Origin of the sequence: Marinirhabdus gelatinilytica (assembly GCF_003353425.1) — a bacterium.
Lineage (GTDB): Bacteria > Bacteroidota > Bacteroidia > Flavobacteriales > Flavobacteriaceae > Marinirhabdus > Marinirhabdus gelatinilytica.
This window is the reverse complement of record NZ_QRAO01000001.1, coordinates 175,761-201,601: the sequence shown is the minus strand read 5'-3', so window position 1 is coordinate 201,601 and position 25,841 is coordinate 175,761. Positions and strand designations below refer to the sequence as shown.

At 41.6% G+C, this 25,841-nt stretch carries 19 protein-coding genes and 1 tRNA gene; 12 read left to right on the top strand and 8 right to left on the bottom strand.

Annotated features, from left to right (window positions below):
* Window positions 1-61 precede the first annotated feature (61 nt).
* Together C8D94_RS00810 and C8D94_RS00805 are read left to right on the top strand one after the other, a co-directional pair.
* Window positions 62-2,992, top strand: a complete 2,931-nt coding sequence (locus C8D94_RS00810; protein WP_115122012.1) for a SusC/RagA family TonB-linked outer membrane protein — start codon at window positions 62-64, stop codon at window positions 2,990-2,992.
* 27 nt (window positions 2,993-3,019) lie between these two features.
* Window positions 3,020-4,342, top strand: coding sequence for a RagB/SusD family nutrient uptake outer membrane protein (locus C8D94_RS00805; protein ID WP_245946159.1), 1,323 nt, complete (start codon window positions 3,020-3,022; stop codon window positions 4,340-4,342).
* A gap of 80 nt (window positions 4,343-4,422) precedes the next feature.
* Here the strand turns inward: C8D94_RS00805 and C8D94_RS00800 are convergent, their stop codons facing one another.
* From C8D94_RS00800 to C8D94_RS00785, 4 genes are all read right to left on the bottom strand, one after another.
* Window positions 4,423-7,944 carry an efflux RND transporter permease subunit gene (locus tag C8D94_RS00800; RefSeq protein WP_115122010.1) on the bottom strand — a complete coding sequence of 1,174 codons (3,522 nt, stop codon included), beginning with the start codon at window positions 7,942-7,944 and terminating at the stop codon, window positions 4,423-4,425.
* Between the two features lie 71 nt (window positions 7,945-8,015).
* Window positions 8,016-9,182 (bottom strand): efflux RND transporter periplasmic adaptor subunit, encoded by a 1,167-nt coding sequence (locus C8D94_RS00795; protein WP_115122009.1) that lies wholly within the window; start codon window positions 9,180-9,182, stop codon window positions 8,016-8,018.
* Window positions 9,183-9,267: 85 nt separating this feature from the next.
* A complete protein-coding gene (locus C8D94_RS00790) occupies window positions 9,268-10,641 on the bottom strand; it encodes a TolC family protein (protein ID WP_115122008.1) in 1,374 nt (457 codons plus the stop codon).
* On the bottom strand, window positions 10,641-11,246 hold the full coding sequence (locus C8D94_RS00785) for a TetR/AcrR family transcriptional regulator (RefSeq protein ID WP_115122007.1): 606 nt from the start codon (window positions 11,244-11,246) through the stop codon (window positions 10,641-10,643). The genes C8D94_RS00790 and C8D94_RS00785 overlap by 1 nt, the downstream gene beginning before the upstream one ends.
* 212 nt (window positions 11,247-11,458) lie before the next feature.
* Here C8D94_RS00785 and C8D94_RS00780 point away from each other — a divergent pair, with 212 nt between their 5' ends.
* A complete protein-coding gene (locus C8D94_RS00780; protein ID WP_115122006.1) occupies window positions 11,459-12,433 on the top strand; it encodes a polyprenyl synthetase family protein in 975 nt (324 codons plus the stop codon).
* Between the two features lie 39 nt (window positions 12,434-12,472).
* Here the strand turns inward: C8D94_RS00780 and C8D94_RS00775 are convergent, their stop codons facing one another.
* Window positions 12,473-13,003: a hypothetical protein gene (locus C8D94_RS00775; protein ID WP_245946158.1), complete on the bottom strand. Its 531-nt coding sequence runs from the start codon at window positions 13,001-13,003 to the stop codon at window positions 12,473-12,475.
* Between the two features lie 112 nt (window positions 13,004-13,115).
* Between C8D94_RS00775 and C8D94_RS00770 the strand changes: the two genes are divergently transcribed.
* Window positions 13,116-15,875 (top strand): 2-oxoglutarate dehydrogenase E1 component, encoded by a 2,760-nt coding sequence (locus tag C8D94_RS00770; protein WP_115122005.1) that lies wholly within the window; start codon window positions 13,116-13,118, stop codon window positions 15,873-15,875.
* 44 nt (window positions 15,876-15,919) lie between these two features.
* The gene (gene odhB, locus C8D94_RS00765) at window positions 15,920-17,230 is read left to right on the top strand and encodes a 2-oxoglutarate dehydrogenase complex dihydrolipoyllysine-residue succinyltransferase (protein WP_115122004.1); all 1,311 of its coding nucleotides are present in this window, start codon (window positions 15,920-15,922) and stop codon (window positions 17,228-17,230) included.
* Between the two features lie 276 nt (window positions 17,231-17,506).
* Here odhB and C8D94_RS00760 read toward each other — a convergent pair whose 3' ends face one another.
* From C8D94_RS00760 to C8D94_RS00750, 3 genes are read right to left on the bottom strand one after another with little or no spacing between them, the layout of a single operon-like run.
* The gene (locus C8D94_RS00760; RefSeq protein ID WP_115122003.1) at window positions 17,507-18,139 is read right to left on the bottom strand and encodes a response regulator; all 633 of its coding nucleotides are present in this window, start codon (window positions 18,137-18,139) and stop codon (window positions 17,507-17,509) included.
* Window positions 18,139-20,142 (bottom strand): tetratricopeptide repeat-containing sensor histidine kinase, encoded by a 2,004-nt coding sequence (locus C8D94_RS00755; protein ID WP_115122002.1) that lies wholly within the window; start codon window positions 20,140-20,142, stop codon window positions 18,139-18,141. Before C8D94_RS00755 ends, C8D94_RS00760 begins: the two co-directional genes overlap by 1 nt.
* A 57-nt stretch (window positions 20,143-20,199) precedes the next feature.
* Window positions 20,200-20,640 carry a retropepsin-like aspartic protease gene (locus tag C8D94_RS00750; RefSeq protein ID WP_115122976.1) on the bottom strand — a complete coding sequence of 147 codons (441 nt, stop codon included), beginning with the start codon at window positions 20,638-20,640 and terminating at the stop codon, window positions 20,200-20,202.
* A gap of 47 nt (window positions 20,641-20,687) precedes the next feature.
* Between C8D94_RS00750 and C8D94_RS00745 the strand changes: the two genes are divergently transcribed.
* The 7 genes from C8D94_RS00745 (at window position 20,688) to C8D94_RS00715 (ending at window position 25,788) form a co-directional block, all read left to right on the top strand.
* Entirely contained in the window at window positions 20,688-21,452 is a 765-nt protein-coding gene (locus tag C8D94_RS00745; RefSeq protein WP_115122001.1) for a TatD family hydrolase, read from the top strand.
* A gap of 15 nt (window positions 21,453-21,467) precedes the next feature.
* Window positions 21,468-22,496 carry an asparaginase gene (locus C8D94_RS00740; RefSeq protein ID WP_115122000.1) on the top strand — a complete coding sequence of 343 codons (1,029 nt, stop codon included), beginning with the start codon at window positions 21,468-21,470 and terminating at the stop codon, window positions 22,494-22,496.
* 95 nt (window positions 22,497-22,591) lie between these two features.
* A tRNA-Ser gene (locus tag C8D94_RS00735) sits at window positions 22,592-22,679 on the top strand.
* Between the two features lie 756 nt (window positions 22,680-23,435).
* Window positions 23,436-24,239, top strand: coding sequence for a MotA/TolQ/ExbB proton channel family protein (locus C8D94_RS00730; protein ID WP_115121999.1), 804 nt, complete (start codon window positions 23,436-23,438; stop codon window positions 24,237-24,239).
* Between the two features lie 20 nt (window positions 24,240-24,259).
* The gene (locus tag C8D94_RS00725) at window positions 24,260-24,670 is read left to right on the top strand and encodes a hypothetical protein (protein ID WP_115121998.1); all 411 of its coding nucleotides are present in this window, start codon (window positions 24,260-24,262) and stop codon (window positions 24,668-24,670) included.
* A complete protein-coding gene (locus C8D94_RS00720; RefSeq protein ID WP_115121997.1) occupies window positions 24,670-25,299 on the top strand; it encodes an ExbD/TolR family protein in 630 nt (209 codons plus the stop codon). Before C8D94_RS00725 ends, C8D94_RS00720 begins: the two co-directional genes overlap by 1 nt.
* A gap of 12 nt (window positions 25,300-25,311) precedes the next feature.
* A complete protein-coding gene (locus C8D94_RS00715) occupies window positions 25,312-25,788 on the top strand; it encodes an ExbD/TolR family protein (protein ID WP_115121996.1) in 477 nt (158 codons plus the stop codon).
* Window positions 25,789-25,841 lie beyond the last annotated feature (53 nt).

Sequence of the window (25,841 nt, the reverse complement as noted above, 5' to 3'; positions counted from 1 at the left end):
AGCCTACAAACTTTGATTATTTAACATTAATTTAGACGAACTATAACTTAAATCATAAACTATGAAACAAAACAACTTTTATCGCGGGAGACTCCTGCTGTTTTTATTTTTGTTACCGTGCTTTGTTTTTGCACAGAACACTATTTCTGGTAAGGTAACAGATGAAAGTGGGCAGACAGTTCCCTTTGCAAATGTAATAGTAAAAGGAACCACAGTGGGTACAACTACTGATATTGATGGAAACTACTCTATTGATGTGCCATCTATTCCCACAACCTTGGTTTTTTCTTCTTTAGGTTTCGCTACTTGGGAGGAAACAGTGACCGTATTAGGGGTTACCAATATTACCCTTAAAGAATCTGCTCAGGCATTGGATGAAGTAGTAATTACGGGTCTTGGAACTTCTATTAAACGTGAGAATGCTGCCAATGCAGTATCCAGCGTAAGTGCCGAAGAACTGGTAGGAACAACCGCCCAGGCCACAGTGGATGGAGCACTTTATGGTAAAGTGACGGGTGTAAATATTACATCATCATCTGGAGCACCTGGAGGTGGCTTTGCACTTCGACTGCGTGGGGTATCCTCTATTAATGGTAACAACCAACCTTTGATTATTGTAGATGGTGTTTACTATAACAATGTAGAGATCCCGTCAGGTCTGCGTTTTGCTTCTGGTGCCAATGCTGGTAACGAAGAAAACTCGGGGAACCGTTTGGCAGACCTTGATCCTAACGATATTGAGGATATAGAAATCCTCAAAGGTTCTTCAGCAGCGGCTATTTATGGTCAACGAGGAAATGCAGGTGTTATCATTATTACTACGAAAAAAGGTAAGAGAGGTAAGACCAAGGTTAGTTTTAGTCAAGACACTGGTATCAATACAATCCAAAACAGATTGGGTAACAGACCATGGACACGCGAGAGCGTGCAAGAGGTGTTTGGTACAGATGAAAGAATAAAATATGAAAACACTATTAACTCCAGAGGCGAATTATACGATTTCGAAGATATAATTTACGGTAACGATGGTTTTATTACTGAGACGCGCGTAAGTGTAACTGGAGGAAACGAAAAAACAAAGTTTTACACAGGTGTTGGGTATAGAGATGAAGAAGGTATAATCAAAAATACTGGTTTTGAAAGGCTTTCGTTACGGGCCAATATAGATCATACAATCTCTGAAACATTTAGTTTCTCTTCTAATTCTAATTACGTGAGAAGCAGCTCAAGTAGAAGCTTTACGGGTAATGAGAACGAAGGAGGTTTAAGTTACGGATATACCCTCGCATTTACAAGACCCTGGAATGATTTGTTCCCCGATGCACAAGGAAACTATCCCAACAATCCAAATTATCCTGGAAACCCCATTTTTGTAAGGGACAATGCAAAAAATGAAGATGACAACAACAGGTTTGTCCAAGGTCTATCCTTGACCACAAAACTTCTTAACACTGATAAGAACAGGATAAAACTTATAACCAGTGGTGGTATAGATTATCTATCCAACGAGACATACGTATATGTGCCAGAAACCCACCAAGCACAAATAAATGGTCAAGAAGGCTTTATAGGTGTTGGGAAAAACAACTTTACTCAGTTTAATTCACAAGCCATATTCGTTTGGAACCACGATGCATTGGACAATGATTTAGGAATAACCTCCCAAGCAGGTCTTACCTACTTATACCAGGATGCAGATGCTGTGTTGAGCACAGGTGCACAATTGGCTGCTGGCCAGACAAATGTTTCAAATTCAGTAAACCAAACCATTCGACAAACATTGCGTGAAGAGCAGGATTTTGGATACTTTGGACAAGTTGAAGGAAACTATAGAGACCAGATTATCGCTACGGTTGGTTATCGTTTAGACCAATCTACAAGAAACGGAGATCCAAATGAACTCTATGGGTTCCCAAAAGCTTCGTTAGCACTTAACTTAGCAAATTTTGACTTTTGGAACTTAGATGCCCTAAACCAATTTAAATTAAGAGGTGCGTATGGTGAAACTGGAAACCCTGCTGGTTTTGGAGCGACTTTTACCAGTCTCACTACAGCAAATATTGGGGGAGACATTGGTCAATCCTTGTTAGGAGCAAAAGGTGATCCAGACATTGAGCCAGAAACAGCAAGAGAGCTTGAGGTTGGATTGGATGTAGGATTGTTCAATAGCCGTATTTCACTTGAGGCGACCTACTACAAAAAACAAGTAGATGACTTGATACTTACAAGAGCATTGCCTGCCGCTTCTGGTTTTACCCAAGAAACAACCAACTTGGCAGATCTAGAGAACAAAGGTATTGAACTGGCCCTGACGGCAGATGTTATACGCGGAGAACGTTTTAGCTGGAACACGAGAGTTCAGTTTTATAAAAACCAGTCCGAAGTTACCCGTTTAGATGTACCAGCCTTTGCCCAGCCGGGAGCAGGATTTGGAACAGGCCTGGGAACTTTCTTTATTGAAGAAGGGAAACCAGTAACCCAATTGGTAGGTAATATTGATGGAGAGCTTACCCAAGTAGGAGATGTCGAGCCAGATTTTCAAATGGCAATGAGCAATACTCTTACTCTCTTTAGACAGTTTGATCTTTCTTTTCTATTTCAGCTTAAAGAAGGTGGCGAAAACCTGAACTTGTCAAAATTCTTAACTGACTTGGGGCAAACAACTCCCGATCTTGAAACTCCAGAAGGACAAGCTCGTTTAGAAACACCAGCAAATGCGGCTAGGTTTGTAGAGCCAGCAGGTTATTTGAAACTGCGGGAAGCAGCCCTTTATTATAGGGTTCCCTCAAAATTTGTTGACAGGGTTTTTGGTGATAATGTAGAAAGCGTTAAACTGGGAGCTTCAGGAAGAAATATCTTTACAGTAACAGATTATTCTAGTTATGACCCAGAAGTTTCTGTAAATGGAGGTGCCGGGCTTTCAAGCGGTATTGAAGTTACTCCTTTCCCAAGTTCTAGACAGGTGTATTTCCACCTTAATGTTAACTTTTAAAAATAATTGATGATGAAAAAAACTATAATGAATATAACAAAGTTGACTTTGATTGCTTTCTCCCTAGCAATTTTCTCATCTTGTACCTTTGAAGAGGTGATAGACCCTAATGGGCCAAGTTTGGACGGTGTACAGGAAGAAGCTTCCAAAGGACAGCTTAATGAACTAGTGGTAGGTATCGAGGCCACCAAAAGAAATGGCTTGGGTATTGAAACCACCGCTAGTGGAACTATGGCAAGAGAGCTGTATTTGTTTGATGCAGACCCTAGGAATACTGGAGACCTTTTAGGTAAAAATGGAATTGGATTAGACAACAACTCGTTCTACAGTGTTGCACAATGGAACGGAAACTATAGATGTGTTAAAAATGCAAGCATACTTATAAATGCAGCAAATAACACAAGCGCAGTTACCGCTGCCGAGGCTAATGCTTATACAGGATATGCAAAAACCATGATGGCCTATGAGCTTATACAGGTACTCAAATCCTATGGTATGGCAAGAATTGATATAGAAGATCCGGACAATCTTGGTCCAATTTTAGACTTTGGACCAGCTATGGATGCCATTCGAGGAATGCTGGATGACGCCTTGGACGATCTAAATGGGGCAGGAGGAGAATTTCCTTTCTCTTTGAGTGAAGGGTTTTCAGGCTTCGATACCCCTTCAACATTTGCACAATACAATAGAGCGATTGCAGCTATGGCAGCAGTTTATGATGGTGATGGTTCTGGCTCCTTGAATTTGTTCTCTAACTCATATTTCGATATTGCAGGGGATTTAAATACAGGACCTAAACACATATTTGGATTGGGTAGTGGGGATCAGGCAAACCCAGTTTTTAGACCAGCATCTACCGAAGACAATCCAAACAACGGTGACCAGATAATTGTACACCCTAGTTTTATTGATGATGCCGAAGACGGAGATTTGAGAGTTGAAAATAAAACTGCTGAACGACCGGACCCATCCACTCAGGACGGCCTAACCAGTAATTTTGAAAGTACATTATATGAATCTAATGTATCCCCTATAGATTTGTTGAGGAATGAAGAGCTTATATTACTCTTTGCCGAAGCGAACATTATAGCAGGTAACTTGGGCGTTGCACAAAATGCTCTGGATGTTATACGAATTTCTGCAGGCCTTGAAGCAAAGGATTATGGTGGTAATCCAACTTCAGAGCAACTAGTAGACGAGCTTTTAATGCAAAGACGCTATTCTTTATGGGCAGAAAACCATAGGATGTTCGATCTTAGAAGATACGGACGTTCCAATACGTTACCTATAGATAGACCAGGAGACCAAATTTTTAATGTGCTCCCAATTCCACTTTCTGAGAGCAACTAATTTATTTGAATAAGCCATCAGAAAAAAAGCCCTTTCAGTCTTGCTGAAAGGGCTTTTGGTTTTCGTTAATTATTGAAGCCTTACTCTGCGGCTGCAATAACTATAGGCTCGTCTTTTGCGTTAGAAACCACTTCGTTTTGTTTGCGTTTGCTATGTACCCACATTTTCAATCGCATTGCTATGTAAAATAACAGCGGCACCACAATCAAGGTAAGGAAAGTGGCAATCACTAATCCATAGATTACCGTCCACGCCAGGGGTCCCCAAAAAATCACGTTATCTCCACCAAAATAGATATTGGCATCAAACTCACTGAAGAGCGAGAAAAAGTCGATATTAAGACCAGTGGCAAGCGGGATTAACCCTAAAATGGTGGTTATTGCAGTAAGCAGTACGGGACGCAATCGCGCTCTTCCTGATTTGATGATAGCTTCCAAAAGATCGTTTTTTTCAAGATATTCATCCTCATCAATGTTTAACTTGTTCTTTTTTCTATCAATAAGTAATTGTGCATAATCCAGCAACACCACCCCGTTGTTCACCACAATACCGGCAAGGGAGATGATTCCCATCATGGTCATTAAAATTACAAATGGAGCTCCAGAAATTACAATCCCGCCAAACACTCCTATTAAACTCAGGAAAATCGCAACCATAATTATAGCTGGTTTGGAAATGGAATTGAACTGAAAGATGAGAATCAAAAATATAAGACCAAGCCCCGTAAAGAACGCACTCATTAAAAAGGCTTGTTCTTTATTTTGCTCTTCCAGTTGGCCCGTATAGTCAATTTTTATGTCCTCCGGCATACCGTCAAAACCTTTCATGGCTTCTTGTACTTCGGCTACTGCAGCTCCAGCATCGGTATAGCCTGGCTTTAGGTTTGAATATACAGTAACCACTCTATTGGTCTCCTTATGCTTTATGGCACTGAAACCAGAGCTGTTTTTTCTGGTAGCAACGGCCGAAACTGGAATGTTTCGCAGTTGCCCCGTATTGGTCCTAAAGGTCATGGTTTGGTTGAACAGGGCACTGGTGTTGTAGCGGCTTTCTTCGTTAAACCTAACATAAATATCGTAATCGTCCCCATCTTCTTTATACACTCCTGCTTTGGTTCCAAAGAGTGCATTGCGCAATTGCTGTCCCACTTGCCCAGCGCTCACGCCCAGTTCTCCTGCTTTCTCTCGGTCTACCTCCACTTGCATGGCTGGTTTGTCCTTGTTCACGTCTATCTTCAGTTCGTCCAGGGCCGGGATGTTTTTTGAGTTAAGGTACTTACGCATATTTTCAGCAGTTGCAATAAGCTCATTATAGTCGTCACCTTCCAACTCAATATTTACAGGTGCTCCCTGTGGCGGGCCATTGGCGTCTTTTTCAACCGAAATGAGCAACCCTGGATAAATACCTTCCAGCGCTTCCTGTACTTTTTTCCGCAATTCCTCACTATCCTTGCCACGGCGGTACTTATACTCTCGCATAGAGGCTGTAATTTTTCCCTTATGGGGCATTTCGGCTGCACTACCACCATCAGTCTGTGGGTTTCCGGCCCCTTCACCTACTTGGGATACGGCGCTCTCTACCATGTAGTTATAGCCGTTGTCCATATACATGTCATCATTTAAAATCTCAAAGACCTTTTTTTCAATTTCCTTTGTAATGGCATTTGTTTTTTCAATGGCCGTACCTTGCGGGTATTCAAGATAGACAATGATCTGATTGGGTTTGTTGTCTGGGAAAAATTCAATCTTGGTACGTTGCTGTATTACTGAAACTCCAAAAGAAATAATTGAGGCAAACAGAAGAAAAAATGCCCCGGCAGAAATAAGGTATGGCCTCTTCCCTTTAAAGGCTCTTGTTAAGTTGCGCTCGTACCAATTTTCCAGTCTTACCAAGGTGCCCGTTTGGAAATTGTTGGCCATTTTTCGAAGTACCAACCTATATACCCAAAGCATTCCGGCAACTACTATCATGAGCGTTCCAAGACCTCGATAGGCTCCACCAATAAGCATGATGATTAGACCGATACCCCCTACAATTGCTGAAATGATAACCAGGTTTCTTTTAGGCATGTTCTTATCCTCAACCCTCATGAATTTTGAAACAAGTACCGAGTTAAAGAATATTGCTACGAACAATGAGGATCCCAATACAACCGAAAGTGTAATGGGGAAATAAATCATAAACTGTCCCATAAGCCCTGGCCATAGCCCCAAAGGAACAAATGCTGCCACGGTGGTTACTGTAGAAATAATGATAGGAAATGCAATCTCGCCAATTCCTTTCTTTGCAGCCTCGACACGGCTAAGCCCCTCTTCGTCCATAAGGCGGTACACGTTCTCTACCACTACGATACCGTTGTCCACCAACATACCCAATCCCATAATAAGCCCAAATAATATCATGGTGTTCATAGTGTAGCCAAACCAACTTAAGATCATAAGCGACATGAACATGGACATTGGGATGGCAAACCCTACAAACAGGGCGTTTTTAAAGCCCAGGAAAAACATTAAAACGGTAACTACCAAAATAATCCCGAAGATGATGTTGTTCACCAAATCGTCCACCTGGCCAATGGTTTTTGAAGATTGGTCGTTGGTGATGGACAGTTGAAGGTCTGACGGAAACTCGTTCTCTCGAGCATTTTTAACGATAGCATCAATTTTTTCGGCGGCTGCCACCATGTTTTCGCCAGAACGTTTTTTTACGTCCAGCATCACTACATCTTCGCCAAATTCCCTTGCGTAGGTAGTTTTATCTTCAGGTTTAAAGCTAACCTCTGCTACGTCCTTTAGGTACACTATGTTACCACTTTCAGACTTCACCACAAAATTGTTCAATTCCTGTGGGTCTTCAATTTCTCCCAAAATACGAATGGTACGGCGCTGCCCGCTGGCCTTAAAGTTTCCTGCGGACATGGTCATATTACCATTGGCAATGGCACCAGCAATATCGTTAAAGCTAACATTGCTTGCCATCATTTTGTAGATGTCCACTGCTACCTCAACTTCTTTTTCTTGTGCACCACGAATATCAACCTTTTTAATTTCGGTTAAGTTCTCAATTTCGTCTTGTAGGTATTCCCCGAATTCCTTTAGTTTAGGTACAGGGTAATTTCCAGAAATATTAATGTTGAGTATGGGCATTTCTTCGCTCATACTCAATTCAAAAACATTGGGTTCAATTTTAGCGCCGTTAAATGTGGGCCAGTCCTCACTGGAGGTCTCGCTATCTATTTCGTCCTTTACCAACTGTTTAGCGTTCTCTACAGGAATATCATCATCAAACTCCACCACGATCATGGAGTAGTCTTCTTGCGAAGTTGAGGTGAGCTCTACCACGCCGCTCACTATCTTCAATTTATCTTCGAGTGGGTCGGTAATGAGTTTTTCAATATCCTCGGCAGTGTTTCCGGGGAATACAGAGCTCACATAAATTTTGGTTTCCTTTATTTCGGGGAAACTCTCACGGGGCATGCTATTGTAGGCGCTGTACCCCAAAAAAAGGATAAGTGCCATGGCAACATACATCGTGGTTTTATTGTTAATGGCCCAAGAGGAGAGTTTAAACTCCTTTTCGGTATTTTTTTTCTTTTTTGCCATGTTGTTCAAGTTTGTGCTGTTAATTTAGGCTGCTCACCGTTGTAGATAGTGATATTATTGGGCTTTAAAGATTAATAGGAGATTATTTTTACGGTTTGTCCATCCTTTACACTTCTAGCACCTTCCTCAATAAGCTCTGCGCCATTTTCCAAACCGCTCAAGACTTCAATTTGGTCGCCTTGTGTTTTACCTGTTTCAATAATTACCCTGCTGGCAACGGCTTTGTTTTCCTGCTTTTCTTTCAACACATACACATACTGCTCCCCTTGTGCATTTTCGCTAATAATACTCTGTGGTATAAGGATTGCATTTTTGTTGGTATAATCATTAATCTGTAGCCTTGCGGTAAGGTTTGGTTTAATGGTATTTTCCTTGTTGGGGACATCGATTTCAGCTTTAAAGGTTCTGTTATCTGGATTAATGTAGCTTGCCGTTTGGCTCACTTTAGCGTCTATGGTCTTGTTCAAAACTGGAAAAAAGGCTTTTACCTCTTTCCCTTCAACTACATCGGTAATGTAGGTTTCTGGGACATTGGTCGAGATATACATGTCGTTTAAACTTACAATGCGTAGAATAGGTGTTTGTCCTGGTGAGACCACGCTTCCCTGCTCGGTAATTATATCGTCTATAGTTCCCGAAAAAGGAGCTCTTACGGTGGCTTTTGCCAATTGTTGCTTCATGGAGTTTATGTTTTTTTGCATTCCCTCATAGTTGGACTTTGCTTGCAAGTACTGTATCTCGCTGCCTATTTTTTGGTTCCAAAGGCGTTCTTGGCGTTCAAAAGTTGTTTTTGCAAGATCTGCTTGTACTTCTAATTGTGCCAATTGCTGGCTCATCCCGCCATCGTCCACTCTGGCCAATGTTTGCCCTTTACGTACCCGTTGTCCTTCTTTTACGTAAACATTGGTTAGCACACCGCCCATCTCTGGCGTTACCACTATATTTTGGTCTGTTTCTACGCTTCCCTGTAATTCTACAAAGTGGTTGAATATGGTATCCTTGGCAATAAAGGAGGTAATAAGGGGGACGTTGGCATCTGGGCTAACTTCCTTTAGCTTTTCGTCCAACAGTTTTATCTTGGCATTTATTTCCTGAACTTCTGTGGTAAGCTCGTTCCTTTTTTGCTGAAGCTCCTCTACATTGCCAGAAGCAATTATAGTGTCTACCGAAGAAGGCTCGCTATTGCCGCACGAGGTGAGCAGCAGGGTTGCAAAGAATAATAATGATAGCTGTTTCATAATAGGGTTGTTTTTGGTGGCAATAAAACACCCGGTAAAAGGTGTGTTTTGTGTTGTGAATATGTTTTTTCGCATTATGGTTGGTTTAGTATTTGCCCTTTATTTCTTCGGACTCAATTCTCAATTCGGGCGTATTGAGCACGGTTTCTATCTCGGCTTTTGCATTTATTACATCCAACATGCTCTGGAAGTATTGCTGCTGTGCGGTATAGAGTTGTGTTTGTGCTTGGCGCAAATCGAAACTAGTGCTCAGGCCTTCGGTAAACTTGACCTGGTTTTTAGTTTCGATTCGCTCTGCCAAGGCTTTGTTCTTTTTGGCGTTCTCAAACTTTTCTATCGCAAATTGATAGTTGCTCCTTGCCGTGTTTAGTTGCAGGGTTACATTTTGCTTTGTCTCTTCTAGTTGTGTTTTGGCTTGATCCAGTGCAATCCTTGCGCGCTGTGTCTTTGCGCTTCGCATCCCACTGCTAAAAATGGGAATATTCATACTCACCCCCAGTAACGACGATTGAAACCACGGTTCGCTAGTGTCCAAAAAGTCAAAATCGTTCCTAAAGGCAGATGTGCCATAGTTCACAAAGGCTGAAATACTGGGCAATGCCCTACTCTTTTCCAGTTTCATCTCTAAACTTCTCTGCTCGGTGAGGTTGTAGGCAATTTTATAGTCAGCATTTTTTTCAATATCCAGGTTCTCGTCCAGTAACTGGAGGTTGTTGCCCTGTGCAGCCAAAGTACCCAAGTTGTCTTCGAAAAAAACTTCACTTTCAGCAGGGATTCCCAACGCTACATTAAACATTTGTCTGGCAATGGTACTGCTCCTTTGGGCGTTGCTTAACTGTGTTTCAATATCCAGCAAGGTCACTTCAAGTTGCTCTACACTTTCTTCTTCTGTGAGGCCGTTTTCAAAAATCTTACGTGTCTCGTAGAGGTTTTTTTCTAGGTTTTCTTTGTTCCTTTCAAATATGGTGATAAGCTCTTCAGAAAGCAGTACGCTACCGTAGGCATTTATAACGCCTTTCCGAACCTCTAGGTTGGTTTTTTCGGCAGCATTTTCAGAAAAATCCAAGAACGCCTTGGCGGCCTGCAGCCCCACGAGGTAACTGCCATCAAAAATTAACTGATTGAGCGTGGCAACGGCACTGGCATTTTGCTTGGTTCCAAAGATCACTGGCACAAAGGTACCCGGTTCGCCACCAGAAAACTCGGCTGGGATTAGGGTCACTTGCTGTTTCAAGTTGTTTTGGTACGTAATGTTTCCGCTCAATTGAGGCAGCCCAGTGGCTGTGGTCTCCCATTTTTGTTTTATGGCCTTTGCTATGTCTCGACGTGCATTTAAAGCGGTATAATTGCTATCCAGTGCAAATGTAATGGCCTCCTCCAAGCTGAAGGAATAGGTCTTGTTTTGACCTGTAGCTACAAGCGAGGTTAAAAGGAGAGCAGTGATTAAAAACTGTTTCATTAATCTTGGTTTGAGTGAATTAGGTTGTTTAGTATTTTACGTCCCTCTGGAGTCACAATTCCCCTGAGGTGGTATTCTAGGAACATTTCGTAAAGATGAGAACCGTTAAACATAGAAATAGGGAACAAATTACTGTCTTTTATGCCCGTGACCCCATTAAAATAAATGCGGGACACAAATTGAACGTCTATATTGTTCCTGAACAAACCCTGTTCGATTCCTCGATGCAAATTCTTCACCACACATTCCTGCATGAAACTGCACTGGCGATTTTTAATGTTTTGGAAAATAGTTGGGTAGTATTTTTGCAGTTGGTGCCAGGGTGATGTTTTTTCATTGCGCATATGCTCCAGGACCCTCTTTTTTATTTCATAAATTTCTTCAATAGGGTTTTGTTCAAGGGCACATATACAGTCTATATCTTTTGAGACCTCTTCAAAAATAGAATCTGTCACTACCGCAATAATAGTTTCCTTATTGTTGAAATGTGCATAGATGGTTTTTTTTGAAATACCCATCTCACTGGCAATATCGTCCATGGTCACGCTCTTGAACCCAAGAGTTAAGAACATTTCCGAAGCTTTTTCAATTATTTTATCTTTCATAAAAAAATCCAACCTAAATCTTAAAACTGATACTCTTTATTTTGAATGGCGCAAATATAGGCAGGGAAACTTTAAAAACAATAAAAGTTTCCTTAGTTTTTACAATTATTTAACACTGGAGCGTACTTTTTGTGGAGGTATTGCCTATTAGAAAGCTTGTTTTTTTGGGCAACAGTTAGTTGGAAAGCTTATTTTTGCATCAAATTAAAAAAATGGAATTGCTCACAACCTATGGAAACGCCCTGTCTGCCCACTTACACAAAGCAGTTACGGTAAAAGAGCCTGTTCAGCTTTACGAACCCATAAAATATATACTTACGCTGGGGGGAAAAAGATTGCGTCCCGTGCTTACCTTATTGACTGCCGATTTCTTTGGAGATAATTTCAAAGAAGCAATGAATGCAGCCCTTGCCGTAGAGCTGTTCCACAATTTCTCTTTGATTCATGACGATATTATGGACAATGCCCCACTGCGTCGTGGCAAGGAAACAGTACATGAAAAGTGGGATGTAAATGCGGGGATTTTAAGTGGCGATGCCATGCTTATTTTAGCATACCAATTATTTGAAGCCTATGAGCCGGCACAATTTCAAGAATTGGCAAAGTTGTTCAGTAAAACAGCTTTACAGGTGTGCGAGGGCCAACAGTACGATGTAGATTTTGAAACCCGCGACGATGTAACGATTCCTGAGTACATAAAAATGATAGATTACAAAACCGCCGTCCTTATTGGTGCTGCTATGAAGATGGGAGCCATTGTTGCTGAAGCTTCAGAAAGTTGTTGTGAGGGTATTTACGAATTTGGAAGAAACCTCGGGATTGCCTTTCAATTACAGGACGATTATTTGGACGCCTTCGGAAACCCTGAAACTTTTGGCAAACAGGTTGGGGGGGATATCATTGCCAACAAAAAAACATTTTTATATCTCACGGCGCTCCAAAATGGCGTGCCGGGAGATGTAGAAACACTGGAGCACCTTTTCAGCATACATCCTGTGGACCCTGAAGATAAAATTGAAACAGTAAAAGAAATCTTCATAAACAGTGGAGCCGCTACCGCTACTGTTTCAGAAATTGAGACCTATACACAAAAGGCAAATAAAGTATTGGAAACCCTTCAGCTTTCTGAAGATAAAAAACAAAAACTCCGTGAGTTCGGTACTTGGTTGATGAAGCGTACAGTATAGTGCTCCATGGATCCTTCCCTTCTGTGAGACTGGGATGGACTAGAAATACACCCTTACAAACGGGTTCCAAGCTGTGGCATAAACACGGTCATCATCGCTAAACAACAAATTATAACGAAGCCCTACGGTAACTGCGCCTGCACGATAGCCAGCTCCAGCAAAAAGTGCCGTGTTCCAAAAGTTGTCCTTTTGTGTGGTGCCGTCTATAAACTCAAGTTCTTGGTTCACGCGCAGCTGCTCAACCTCTGCAGAAAGTTGTATTTCTGGAATAGGATTAAAAAGTGTTATCCAGCTCCCGCCGTATAGGGTAGATTTAAAAAAATCATTGCTCTGGTAGCTAAAGATGAGCGATGGCCCCATGGCAACATAGTCGTTAAAATTATAAATGGCACTCGGGGCGATGGTAGCGCTAAAATTGCCATTCCCGAAACTAACGCCCAGCCCACCACCAATCTGAACTTTTTGCCAAAAAAGGTTTTGCGTTTCTTGTGCTTGGGCTGTTTTTTGGAAAAAAGCAATAAAAACAAAGAGAAACAAAAGTTTTAAAAAGCCTTGGGTGAGCATTTTCATTAGGAAAATTTTAATAGTTAGCACTATAAATATACAAAAACCCAGCACTGTGGTTCATGGATTTATTGTATTTTTGTACCGTTTTATTAAATAGAACTTTTCAGCATCCACTATGGATAGATATTCCTTCTTGAACGCCGTCCACCCTGCACAGATAGCAGATCTTTACGACAAGTATTTACAATTTCCAGATAGCATTGAGCCAAGTTGGCGTGCTTTTTTCCAAGGTTTCGACTTTGGGGTTGAAAGCGGTTCGCTTGAAGGGCTGGGCATCGAGGCCCCCAGTGGTGCCGTAGTTACCGAAGAAGTTCTAAAAGAATTTCAGGTTATAAAACTCATAGATGGGTACCGCACTCGTGGCCATTTGTTCACCAAGACAAACCCCGTTCGTGAGCGCAGAAAGTACGAGCCTACCTTGGATATTGAAAATTTCGGTCTTTCAAAAGAGGACCTCCAGACTACGTTCAAAGCAGGTGAAGTGCTGGGAATGGGGCCAAGTACGTTGGAACAAATCCTGAAACACCTTAACAGTATCTATTGCGATAGTATTGGGATAGAGTATATGTACATACGCAAGCCTGAGGAAATTCAATGGATTCAGGATAAGCTTAACGTTAACGACAACCAACCCAATTTTTCAGCAGAAAAAAAGAAACAGATTTTAAAGAAATTGAACGAGGCCGTCTCGTTCGAGAATTTCTTGCATACTAAGTACGTGGGCCAAAAGCGCTTCTCTCTGGAAGGGGGTGAAAGCTTAATTCCTGCTTTGGATTCTTTGATTGAAAATGCAGCAGAGCAAGGAGTTGAAGAATTTATAATGGGAATGGCACACCGTGGCCGTTTAAGTACGCTTACCAATATCTTTGGAAAGAGCGCCAAGGATATTTTCTCAGAATTTGACGGAAAGGATTATGCCGAAGATATTTTTGATGGTGACGTAAAATACCACTTGGGTTGGACCAGTAAACGCGCTACAGATAGCGGTAAGGAAATAAACCTGAATATTGCTCCAAACCCATCCCACCTTGAAACAGTGGGAGCTGTGGTACAAGGGATTGCCCGTGCTAAGCAAGACGACCACCATAAAGACAATCCAAAAGCCGTATTGCCCATAGTGGTGCATGGTGATGCCGCCATTGCAGGACAGGGCTTGGTGTACGAGATCGTGCAAATGGCACAACTAGAGGGATATAAAACTGGAGGGACTATCCACATTGTAGTAAACAATCAAGTAGGTTTTACCACCAATTACTTGGACGGTCGTTCCTCTACCTATTGTACCGATGTAGGAAAGGTAACACTATCCCCCGTACTGCACGTTAATGCTGATGATGCCGAAGCCGTGGTACACGCCATGAAGTTTGCACTGGATTTCCGTATGGAGTTTGGGCGCGATGTATTCATAGATTTGTTGGGGTACCGTAAGTACGGTCACAACGAAGGGGACGAGCCACGCTTTACACAACCTAAACTCTACAAGGCCATAAGCAAACATAGCAACCCGCGTGACATTTATGCCGAAAAACTCTTTAAGGAAGGTGTGATAGAGAAAGGTTTTACCAAACAGCTTGAACAAGAATACAAAGATAAACTAGAAGAAAACCTTGAAGATTCCCGTAAAGAGGATAAAACGAGGATCACCCCATTCATGCAAGACGAATGGGAGGGCTATGAATATGCCGAAGAAGACACGATGATCCAAACGGTAGATACTACCTACAACTTGGATAAGCTCACCGAAATAGCCGAAGTGATTACCCAGCTTCCTGAGAACAAGAAATTCCTGCGCAAGATTTCACGACTTATCGAAGCGCGCAAAAAAATGTATTTTGAGGACAATGAACTGGATTGGGCCATGGGCGAACTATTGGCGTATGGCTCTTTGCTAAAAGAAGGGCACGATGTGCGCATGACAGGGCAGGACGTGGAACGAGGTACCTTTAGCCACCGCCACGCCGTTACCAAGGTGGAAGACAGTGAAGAAGAAATAGTATTGTTGAACAACCTGAAAGGAGAACAGGCACATTTTTATATATACAACTCGTTACTTTCAGAATATGGTGTGGTTGGGTTCGACTATGGATATGCCATGGCAAGCCCCATTACGCTAACTATCTGGGAAGCACAGTTTGGGGATTTCAGCAATGGAGCGCAAATAATGATAGACCAGTACATTTCTTCAGCAGAAGATAAATGGAAACTACAAAACGGGCTTGTAATGCTGTTGCCGCACGGTTACGAAGGTCAAGGGGCAGAACACTCTTCGGCACGTATGGAGCGCTACCTTCAGCTATGTGCCAAGGACAATATGTTTGTGGCAGATGTAACCACACCCGCACAAATGTTCCATCTCCTCCGTAGGCAGATAAAGACCAAATACCGCAAACCCTTGATCGTATTTACACCCAAGAGTTTGCTGCGTCACGCCAAAGCGGTTTCGACCAAACAAGAACTGGCCAATGGTAGTTTTAAGATGGTACTGGACGATCCAGATGCTAAGGTTGCAAAAGTAAAGAGCTTGGTATTCGTGACCGGTAAGTTCTATTACGATTTATTAGAAAAGAAAGAAGAAGAGAAAAGGGACGATGTGGCCCTAGTGCGTGTGGAGCAGTTGTTTCCGCTACCTGTTGAGGAGATGAAATCTATCATAAAAAAATATAAAAATGCAGACGATGTTGTCTGGGCCCAAGAGGAACCCCGCAATATGGGTGCCTATTCACATTTAATGCTTCATTTCGAGGAAACAAGGAGCTGGAGAGTATGCAGCAGAAAAATGTATGCCGCACCAGCATCAGGAAGTAGTGTGCGCAGTAAGGCAAGGCATATGAAGGTGATTGAAAGTGTCTTCGATAAAAATATGAACCAAAACTAAACATAGAATTTCGGTTTTTCTGAAATTCAATAATCAATAAAATTATGGCATTAGAAATGAAAGTCCCCTCACCGGGAGAGTCCATAACCGAAGTAGAAATAGCACAATGGCTGGTTGAAGACGGCGATTGGGTAGAAAAAGACCAAGCTATTGCAGAAGTAGATAGCGATAAAGCTACGCTGGAGCTTCCAGCAGAAGCTAGCGGTATCATTACCCTAAAAGCCGAAGAAGGCGATGCTGTTGGAGTGGGTGAAGTGGTATGTTTAATTGATACAGAAGCCGAAAAACCGGGAGGAGAAGACGAAAGTACCGATACCTACGATGATCCAGGAGATGAAACAGGTGGCAACAATGCAGCTCCAGATTTGGACAAGCAAGATGCCAAGAATAAGGACACAGGCAAGAAAGCCGAAGCAAAAACCGAAACGCCTTCAAAAAGTTCTACACAAAGACAGGGACAAGATTCTGGTAAAAGCTATGCAACGGGGACTCCTTCACCTTCAGCAAAAAAGATACTTTCCGAAAAAGGGATAGATGCTAATGATGTAAAGGGTACGGGTCGTGACGGACGCATTACCAAACATGACGCTGAGAATGCAACACCATCCATGGGGACCCCTGGGACAGGCGATAGGGGAACCTCAAGAAGCAAACTGTCTATGTTGCGCCGTAAAGTGGCAGAACGTCTCGTGGAGGCAAAAAACACAACGGCTATGCTCACTACCTTTAACGAGGTGGATATGACAGCAATATTCGATCTTAGAAAAGAATACAAAGAGACCTTTAAAGAGAAACACGGCGTGAGCCTTGGCTTTATGTCTTTCTTTACCTTGGCGGTAGTGCGTGCCTTGGAAATGTATCCTGCCGTAAACAGTATGATAGACGGAAAGGAAATGTTGACTTTTGATTATAAGGATATTTCTATAGCTGTTTCTGGACCTAAAGGATTGATGGTTCCAGTAATAAGAAACGCTGAAAACTTAAGTTTCCGTGGCGTAGAGTCCGAAGTAAAGAGATTGGCATTACGTGCTCGTGACGGACAAATAACTGTTGACGAAATGACAGGGGGTACCTTCACCATTTCCAATGGAGGGGTATTTGGGAGTATGCTTTCCACCCCTATTATAAACCCACCCCAATCCGGGATCTTGGGGATGCACAATATTGTAGAACGCCCAGTAGTGAAGAACGGTGGCGTAACCATTGCACCCATCATGTACGTGGCACTATCCTATGACCACAGAATTATCGATGGAAAAGAATCTGTAGGGTTTTTGGTTGCCGTTAAAGAAGCCTTGGAAAACCCAATAGAGCTCTTAATGGACAACGATGTGAAAAAAGCGTTAGAGCTATAACATGCGTCGCTTAGATATAACATTGAAAAAACCCAGCTGTTAGGCTGGGTTTTTTGGTTAGTTGGTTGAAAAAGGTGAATACTAGAGTGCTAGTATAAGACTTAATATATTCAAGGAAATAACAACAACTACGCACGTGGTAAGGATCCCCAAGGTTACCTTTTGCTTAAGGGTTAATTTCTTGTTCGTGCTTGGTAGCTCCGCTAGATTTTCCATACTGTAAAATTGTGAAATATCCTTATTCCAAACAATACGTATATACACGTAAATTTATTTTTATGTGAAGCTGGAGTAGTTTTGCTTGGCCCAAATAAGCAAACTGTTGGTCTTATGTTCTAATTGCAGTTTGTTGATTATGTTGCTTCGGTGTTTCTCAACGGTGCGATAGGAGATAAATAATAGTGACGCGATTTCTTTGTTAGTCTTATCCTCGCCTATAAGCTTGAGTATTTTCTTTTCAGAGGGTGTAAGCTTGGAGAAAAGCTCCGTATCTATACCATGCGACTGGAGTTTTTTTCCAATATTAGGACTAAAATAGTGTTCTCCCTGTATTACCTGTTCGAGGCAGTTCTCAATCTCTTCCAGTGCAAACTCTTTGAGGATGTAGCCAAAAATGTTCAGTTCCTTGGCCTGCTCGTATATTTCACGTTCCTTATGAAGGGTGATCAATATCACCTTGGTGTCTGGGCAGTTTGTCTTGCACTTTTGTGCTATTTCAATACCAGACATAAAGGGCATCTGTATATCGAGGATGGCTATGTTGGGATTTTCGTTTATAATAAGGTTGTATGCTTCCCTGCCGTTTTTTCCACTACCAATAATATTATATCCTCGCTCCAGCAAAAAGTCGTTTAGGCCCTTGAGCAACAGTGGGTGGTCGTCTGCGGTTATAATAGTAGTTTGTTCCATTAAATAGGTAACTGAAATTCTAGAAGGGTTCCATCTTTTTCTTTTGACCTTACCTTCATTTGTCCGTTCAAAAATTTAGTGCGTTCCAAAAGGGTTTTTAAACCTAGGGATTTAATATTTTTCAGCTTTTCGGCAAATTCAAAACCTATACCGTTGTCACGTATGGAGATAATTACCCTATCTGCCATTTTCTTTACTGAAACCTTACTGGCCTCGGCATTGGCGTGTTTCAGCGTATTGCTAAGGCTTTCTTGTACAATTCTATAAATATTCACTTCCTGTTCTGGAGTGAAAAGGTTGTCAATATTCTCAATTTCTGAAGAAATAAAGAGCGAGGTGTTTTCGTCTATTTGTGTAATGGTATGCTCTATGGCCTTTGTAATCCCCAGCTCCTGTAACTGGAACGGATGAAGGTCCCGGGAGATGGTACGTACCTCTTCAATAGTGGCATCTACCATGTCTTTTGCATCGGTGTTGCCAGTGGTAATAAGCTTGTTCTTTATGAGCAAAAGCTGCTGGCCTATGCCGTCGTGTAGGTCCTTTGAGATCCTCTTGCGCTCGGCTTCTTGGGAGGCCAACAATTCTTGGCTAAATTCTTCCTGAAGTAATTTTTTCTTCTTTAGATGAAGCTGGTTACGGTACAATAAAATTAAACCGAAAGTGAGCAATAACGCTACACTTACAAAAAAGATAAGTTTTTTAAAGGCATCGTTGTCCTTCTCCAATAATAGGATATTTGCATTTTTGGAGATCAGCTCATTTTCCTTTTTTTCGGTTTCGTACAGTGTTTGATAGTACGCCAGGGCATTGGCAGATGTAGTATTGAACAGCGAATCCTTCTTAGCTTGGTATTCTTTTTTATAATCCAGGCTAGCTTTGTAATCGCCTAGATTTTCATATACCTGGGACATGAGGAGGTGTGCATCCATGGTTTCTTCGCCATACCCCATAAGTTGTGCCGTTACTAGCTTATCCTGTGCAAACGTAAGTGCCTCTTGGGGCTTGCCTATAGTGTTTAAATAGGTGGCTTTTGCATCGTTATACGATAATTTTGCATAGCCATTGGCGTTAATTCTATCGGAATATGCCTCTACATGGGTCAATATTTTGGCGGCTTCTTTGGTTTGGCCTTGTGCACAATAGTGTTCTACCAGGGTAGATAAGATGGTAATGTGGTTTATTCCTCCTTCTTCCTCTGGGGTAATATTGTTTTCGGCTTTCAGTAAATATTCCAGGTGTTTGGGGCTATTGCCCATCTTCTTATAATCAAGGGCCTGGTTGTAATATTCAGAAGTGATAAATTGTTGGAGCCCCAATTCTTGCATTTTACCTATTAGCTTGTCACGCTCTTCCTTGGCTTTATCATAAAAACCATTCATGCTGAACATGGTAATATTTCCCTGTTGGGCGTGTGCCATGTATTGGTAGTCTTGCAAAGCTTCAAAAATGCGGTATGCCTTATCGAAGTTTTCTCCCGCAGGAACAAATTTTCCTTGGTTGGAATAGGCTTGCCCCCTAAATAAATAGGCATCGGCTCTATAGATGGAGTCCTTGGCGCCAAAATTTTTAAGAGCGAGTGTATAATCCTCTATCGCCTTGTCCAGATCTACGCCAAAATTTGCGCCACCTCTTTTTAGGTATAGCCCACCTAATAAAAAGCTGTCCTTTATTTTATATTTTTCGGCAAGTACGCTATTAATTATGGTAATGGCTCTTTCGGGCTGGTGCTTTACGTGCGTGAGGCTACCTTGCAGGTTCATGGCTTTTCGGGCAGCAGCTTCTATGCTATCCATTTCTTTTGCAAGTGCAATATATTCTTGGCTGTATTTTATAAAGGTATCTTCATCCTTCCGGAAGGATTTTGATATCACCGAGTCCATCGCCTCAAACTTGAGCTGTTTGCTCTTGGTGGTATCAGCCAATTTCTTGTAGTAAGATATTTCCTGTGCCTGTAAGGCAAGCGAAAAAATTGAAATGGCAAAAAAGAGAAAATAATTTTTCAATGGATAAGTAACATTTGAGTTATTTAAAGATACTCCAAAAATAATAAAAAACTCATGTTATCTTTTTAAATAGAGGCAGTTGCGGCCATAATCTATCACCGCGCGGTACTTTTTTAGAACGTCTGCTCCAATAATTCCATCAATTGGTGCTTCCTCTGCTTGTGAGAGGGCTAGGTTTACATGGGAGAGATCAAAAAGCACAAAGTCTGTGGTAGAGAGTTTCAGTTTGCCAATTTCAAAGAGGTTGTTCCTAGCAATTTGGGTTTCCATATTAGTGGCACCAGCACCGGCCGCCTTTATTTCGCTGGCCTCATTAAACAGTGAAAATTGCAGGATGCGATCTAAACCCACACAACTGGTAGAGGCACCGGTATCAAGAATAAAGCTACCATCGATCCCGTTTATTCTTGCTGAAAATTTATAATGCCCCGTAGCGAGCTTGGTGAGGAAAATCCTATAAAATCCTGATGCTTCTAAAAGGGTGCGAAGTGTTGCCAACTTTTTTTTGGTAAAGATAGGCAACAAAATGTGTAATTTTGCAAGCTATGTTAACAGACACCCATACTCACCTTTACAGCGATGCTTTTGATGAGGACAGAGAACAGATGATGCAACGCGCAAAGGAAGCAGGAGTTTCCCGTTTTTTCATCCCCGCCATAGATTCCAGCCATACCCAAGCGATGTATGAGCTGGAAGCACAATACCCAGACGAGGTTTTTTTAATGATGGGCCTGCACCCAACCTCTGTAAAGACCAATTATAAAGAAGAATTGGCCCACGTGTATTCCCAATTTGAACAGAGAAAATTTTATGCAGTAGGCGAAATAGGGATAGATCTGTACTGGGACAAGAGCACGCTGGACATCCAAAAAATAGCCTTTAAGGAACAGATACAATTGGCAAAAAAATATAAGCTACCCATAGTTATTCACTGCCGAAATGCTTTTGACGAAATTTTTGAGGTGCTCGAAACCGAAAGGGATGAAAACCTTTTTGGGATTTTCCATTGTTTCACGGGAACCTTAGAGCAGGCAAAACGAGCCATTGGGTTTAATATGAAGCTGGGTATAGGTGGAGTGGTAACTTTCAAAAATGGAAAAATAGATGCCTTCTTGAATAAAATTGACCTACAGCATATCGTTCTGGAAACAGATTCGCCATACCTTTCACCTGTTCCTTTCCGCGGAAAGCGCAATGAAAGCAGTTACCTAGAGCTGGTATGCAAAAAAGTTGCTGAAATCTATTCAGTTGCTGAAGAAGAAATAGCACAAATCACAACCCGGAACTCCAAAGAGGTTTTCGGAATTTAAACACAAATAGTCCCCATGAGCGAAGTGCCAAACATATTGTTGATATATACCGGAGGAACCATCGGGATGATAAAGGATTTTGAAACAGGCGCCCTGCGTAACTTCAATTTTAATGAATTGTTGCAGCACATCCCAGAATTGAAACTCTTGGACTGTAAGATTGATACCACCAGCTTTGCATCCCCCATAGATAGCTCTAATATGAATCCCAAATATTGGGCAGACCTCGCTAGCCTTATTGAGGTTAATTACGATGCCTTTGATGGTTTTGTGGTCCTCCACGGGAGTGATACGATGTCCTATACTGCCTCGGCGCTTAGTTTTATGTTGGAAAACCTGGGGAAGCCCGTCATCTTTACCGGGTCCCAATTACCTATAGGTGATCTACGTACCGATGCGAAAGAAAACCTAATAACCAGCATACAGATAGCCGCGCTCCAAGAAAAAGGAAGACCGCGCATTTCTGAGGTATGCCTTTATTTTGAATACAAGTTGTATCGGGCCAACCGAACCACAAAGATAAATGCCGAGCATTTTGAAGCTTTTGCATCCTTAAACTATCCGGCCTTGGCCGAGAGCGGGGTACATTTGCAAATAAATACAGCGGCACTCTATAAACCCAATAGGCGTAAAAAGTTCAAGGTGCATACGGTAATGTCCAAAGGGGTGATTTTGTTGAAATTGTTCCCCGGCATAGATCAAGCTACGATTGAACATATTTTGGGTTACGAACACTTAAAGGGTCTTGTGTTGGAAACCTATGGTAGTGGTAATGCAACCACCGAGACTTGGTTTACCACTATTTTGAAGGACATCCTGAAAAAAAGGATACCCGTGGTGAACGTCACCCAATGTTCGGGCGGGAGTGTCGCTATGGGGCTGTATGAAACCAGCACCGCGCTTAAAAAAATGGGAGTCATCTCTGGTAAGGATTGTACTACCGAAGCAGCCCTTACAAAATTAATGTATTTGCTAGGGCGCAATGTCTCGGCAAATAGCTTTAAGACTTTATTTGAAACATCCCTGCGTGGGGAAATGACTTGATTTTTTACCTAAAATTTATTTCTGAAAAGTATAAAAATACCGTAATTTGCACCCCATTCAAATCCAGAACAGCATTTGGATTTTAAAAATGTACTAGAGAGGTGGCCGAGTGGTCGAAGGCGCACGCCTGGAAAGTGTGTATACGCCAAAAGCGTATCGAGGGTTCGAATCCCTTCCTCTCTGCAAAAGGAAACCAGCAACTTGTGTTGCTGGTTTTTCATTTTAAAAAGGTAGGCCGAGCTTGCTCGAAGCATACCTTTTTAAAATGAAAAACCCAAGCCCTTTTTCTGGGCTTGTCGGTTTCTATGGTTGCCCAAGATTGTCCTGTTGGGATCAACGCGAGTTAATCCCGTTGCTCGAAGCATACCTTTTTAAAATGAAAAACCCAAGCCCTTTTTCTGGGCTTGTCGGTTTCTATGGTTGCCCAAGATTGTCCTGTTGGGATCAACGCGAGTTAATCCTTCCTCTCTGTTTAGAGTGAAAACCCAGTAGGTTGCACATACAATGGTTTTCTCTTTGAAAAATCATCAAAAGCGAAACATTTTGTAAGAACGGAGCAATTATAGTGTGCCAACTCGCACCTCGATTTGTCATTGATTAAATCTTAACGCCAGATACTGAATTTGTTACATAAATAAGTTTTCAGAGTTGGCAATCATTGTGCTATATGTATTTTACCGTTTCCAAAGAACAATACAACTAAAGTATCTTAAATAATTTTGGCGGATACCTTTAAAAGCAGTACTTTTCCACTCGGTTTTATATTTAGGTCACTATCTAAAGGTGATGCCGTAACTATTAAAATATTTCAATACAATAAATTAATAACTGCTGAACCACAAGTATTTATTGGTGATGCGCAAATTTATTGTTGCAGAATACCATAATAATTTTATATCTTTAAACCTTTAACTAAAAACAAACTTTAAGTCGATAGCAATGAAAAAATTATTTTCAATTCTGGCAATTGCCGCACTCGTTTTTGCGGGATCGTTAAACGCAAACGCAACGGTAGCTAACACTACACCAACCAGCGTTCAACAATTAACAACAGCAGCTACAGTAACCTTCGTTCAAGAAGATGATGCAGCAGTGGAAACAGATGACCGTGGTTGGCATCAAAAATTAAAAGAACGTTTCGTAGAGGGAGGTCCAGAATTTATGGGGATAGTACTTCTTTGTTTGATTCTTGGACTAGCAATTGCTATCGAAAGAATTATTTACCTAAACCTTTCTACCACAAACACACAAAAATTGGCCCAAGAGGTAGAGGATGCGCTAAATAGCGGTGGTGTAGAAGCTGCAAAGGAAGTTTGCAGAAACACAAAAGGACCTGTTGCTTCTATATATTACCAAGGCCTGGATCGTGCGGACGAGAGTATAGACGCTGCCGAAAAAGCAGTTGTTGCTTATGGTGGTGTGCAAATGGGACAATTAGAGAAAAACGTATCTTGGATTTCATTGTTTATCGCCTTGGCTCCTATGCTTGGTTTCATGGGTACGGTAATTGGGATGATCTTGGCATTCGACAAAATTGCAGCAGCTGGAGATATGAATCCATCGTTGGTTGCAGGAGGTATTAAAGTAGCACTTTTAACAACCGTATTTGGTTTGATCGTGGCAATTATCCTTCAAATTTTCTACAACTATATTATCGCGAAGATAGACCGTATCGTAAACAGTATGGAAGATGCGTCTATTACTTTGATAGATATGTTGGTTGACTACAAAAACAGAAAATAATTTAAAACAAACCATATACCATGGCTTTACATAAAATTTTTAAAATCATAGGAATCGTTCTAGGGCTCTTGGGTGTTGTGTTTATGGCAATGCTCTTGACCGGAAACGAATCCGCTCAAGATTACTTGATATATATTGGGTACATTGTATTTGCTGTTACATTGGTAATGGTAGTATTGTTCGTGCTCAAGGGAGTGTTCCAAGGTGACATCAAGAAGACATTAATATCATTAGGTGTTTTTCTGGCTATTATCTTGGTCTCATACGTTTTGGCAGACAATACCCCTATGCAGCTTCCAGATGATGGAGGGATGACCTCAGAGACTGGTTCTAAGTGGGTAGGGACAGGACTATATACCTTTTATATCCTTGCAGTAGTTGCAGTTGGATTAATGGTATTTAGCGGATTCAAAAAAATAACAAATAGATAATGGCAAGAAGAGCAACACCAGAAGTTAATGCTGGGTCCATGGCAGACATCGCCTTCCTATTGCTTATCTTTTTCTTGGTAACCACTACTATTGAAAAGGATAAGGGGATAGCACGTCAGCTACCTCCCAAGCAAGACGAAAACATACCGCCTCCGCCACTAAAGGAGAAAAACATCTTTATAGTGAACGTAAACCAGAACGATCAGTTATTGGTAGAAGAGGAACTTATGGAGTTGAAGGATCTTCAGGACGCAGCTATCGCATTTTTGGACAATGGTGGCGCTCCCTCAGGTAGTCCAGAGTACTGTAGCTACTGTCAAGGTAGAAGAGACCCAAGTTCTTCAGATAATCCTAACAAGGCAGTAATCTCTGTTCAAAACGATAGGTTAACCTCTTACCAAATGTACATTGCCGTACAAAACGAATTGGTAGGTGCGTACAATTTCCTGCGTAACAGGGAGTCAAGAAGGTTGTTTGGACCAGACTTTGTTTATACAGACGTTAAAAATGCCATAAACGAAGGAAAATACCAAGGGAACGTTGAAGCTGCAGAAGAAAAGCTGAAGCAAATACAGGAACTTTTCCCATTAAAGCTTTCAGAAGCTGAACCTAAGAAACGAGGAGAATAAAACGTATAAAAAATGTCAAAATTTAAAAAGAAAAAAGGCGGGGAATTACCTCCAGTAAATACAGCATCGTTACCAGATATTGTATTTATGCTGTTATTCTTCTTTATGGTTGTTACGGTACTACGTAATAACGAATTGATGATCAAGAACGAACTTCCTAAGGCAAACGAAGTTGAAAAGCTTAAGAAAGACCGTTCGGTATTTATCTACGCCGGTAAACCCAGTAAGCAATACCAAGCCAAATTTGGTACCGAAGGTAAAATACAGATAGGAGATAAGTTTACCGACATTTCCAGCCTTCAATTTGCACTCACTGAAGCCCGTGAAAAACTCCGTCCAGAATTGCAGGATAGAGTTGTAGTAGCCTTAAAAGTGGACAAGGAAACCAATACAGGCTTAGTGACGGACATTAAAGAAGAATTGAGAGAACTGAACATGGTAAAGATTATCTACATTGCCGCTCCAGGTAGCGAGTTGGACACTAAATAATTTTCCAGAATTATATTTAAGACGCCTTGAAAATACTTCAAGGCGTTTTTTTA

Bases quoted from the DNA above. Each gene is read 5' to 3' on its own strand.
- C8D94_RS00770 (WP_115122005.1), top strand. From the start codon at position 13,116: ATGGATAGATATTCCTTCTTGAACGCCGTCCACCCTGCACAGATAGCA.
- C8D94_RS00785 (WP_115122007.1), bottom strand. From the start codon at position 11,246: ATGAAAGATAAAATAATTGAAAAAGCTTCGGAAATGTTCTTAACTCTT.
- odhB (WP_115122004.1), top strand. From the start codon at position 15,920: ATGGCATTAGAAATGAAAGTCCCCTCACCGGGAGAGTCCATAACCGAA.
- C8D94_RS00730 (WP_115121999.1), top strand. From the start codon at position 23,436: ATGAAAAAATTATTTTCAATTCTGGCAATTGCCGCACTCGTTTTTGCG.
- C8D94_RS00760 (WP_115122003.1), bottom strand. From the start codon at position 18,139: ATGGAACAAACTACTATTATAACCGCAGACGACCACCCACTGTTGCTC.
- C8D94_RS00775 (WP_245946158.1), bottom strand. From the start codon at position 13,003: ATGAAAATGCTCACCCAAGGCTTTTTAAAACTTTTGTTTCTCTTTGTT.
- C8D94_RS00800 (WP_115122010.1), bottom strand. From the start codon at position 7,944: ATGGCAAAAAAGAAAAAAAATACCGAAAAGGAGTTTAAACTCTCCTCT.
- C8D94_RS00715 (WP_115121996.1), top strand. From the start codon at position 25,312: ATGTCAAAATTTAAAAAGAAAAAAGGCGGGGAATTACCTCCAGTAAAT.
- C8D94_RS00745 (WP_115122001.1), top strand. From the start codon at position 20,688: ATGTTAACAGACACCCATACTCACCTTTACAGCGATGCTTTTGATGAG.
- C8D94_RS00795 (WP_115122009.1), bottom strand. From the start codon at position 9,182: ATGAAACAGCTATCATTATTATTCTTTGCAACCCTGCTGCTCACCTCG.
- C8D94_RS00790 (WP_115122008.1), bottom strand. From the start codon at position 10,641: ATGAAACAGTTTTTAATCACTGCTCTCCTTTTAACCTCGCTTGTAGCT.
- C8D94_RS00725 (WP_115121998.1), top strand. From the start codon at position 24,260: ATGGCTTTACATAAAATTTTTAAAATCATAGGAATCGTTCTAGGGCTC.
- C8D94_RS00810 (WP_115122012.1), top strand. From the start codon at position 62: ATGAAACAAAACAACTTTTATCGCGGGAGACTCCTGCTGTTTTTATTT.
- C8D94_RS00720 (WP_115121997.1), top strand. From the start codon at position 24,670: ATGGCAAGAAGAGCAACACCAGAAGTTAATGCTGGGTCCATGGCAGAC.
- C8D94_RS00740 (WP_115122000.1), top strand. From the start codon at position 21,468: ATGAGCGAAGTGCCAAACATATTGTTGATATATACCGGAGGAACCATC.
- C8D94_RS00780 (WP_115122006.1), top strand. From the start codon at position 11,459: ATGGAATTGCTCACAACCTATGGAAACGCCCTGTCTGCCCACTTACAC.
- C8D94_RS00805 (WP_245946159.1), top strand. From the start codon at position 3,020: ATGAATATAACAAAGTTGACTTTGATTGCTTTCTCCCTAGCAATTTTC.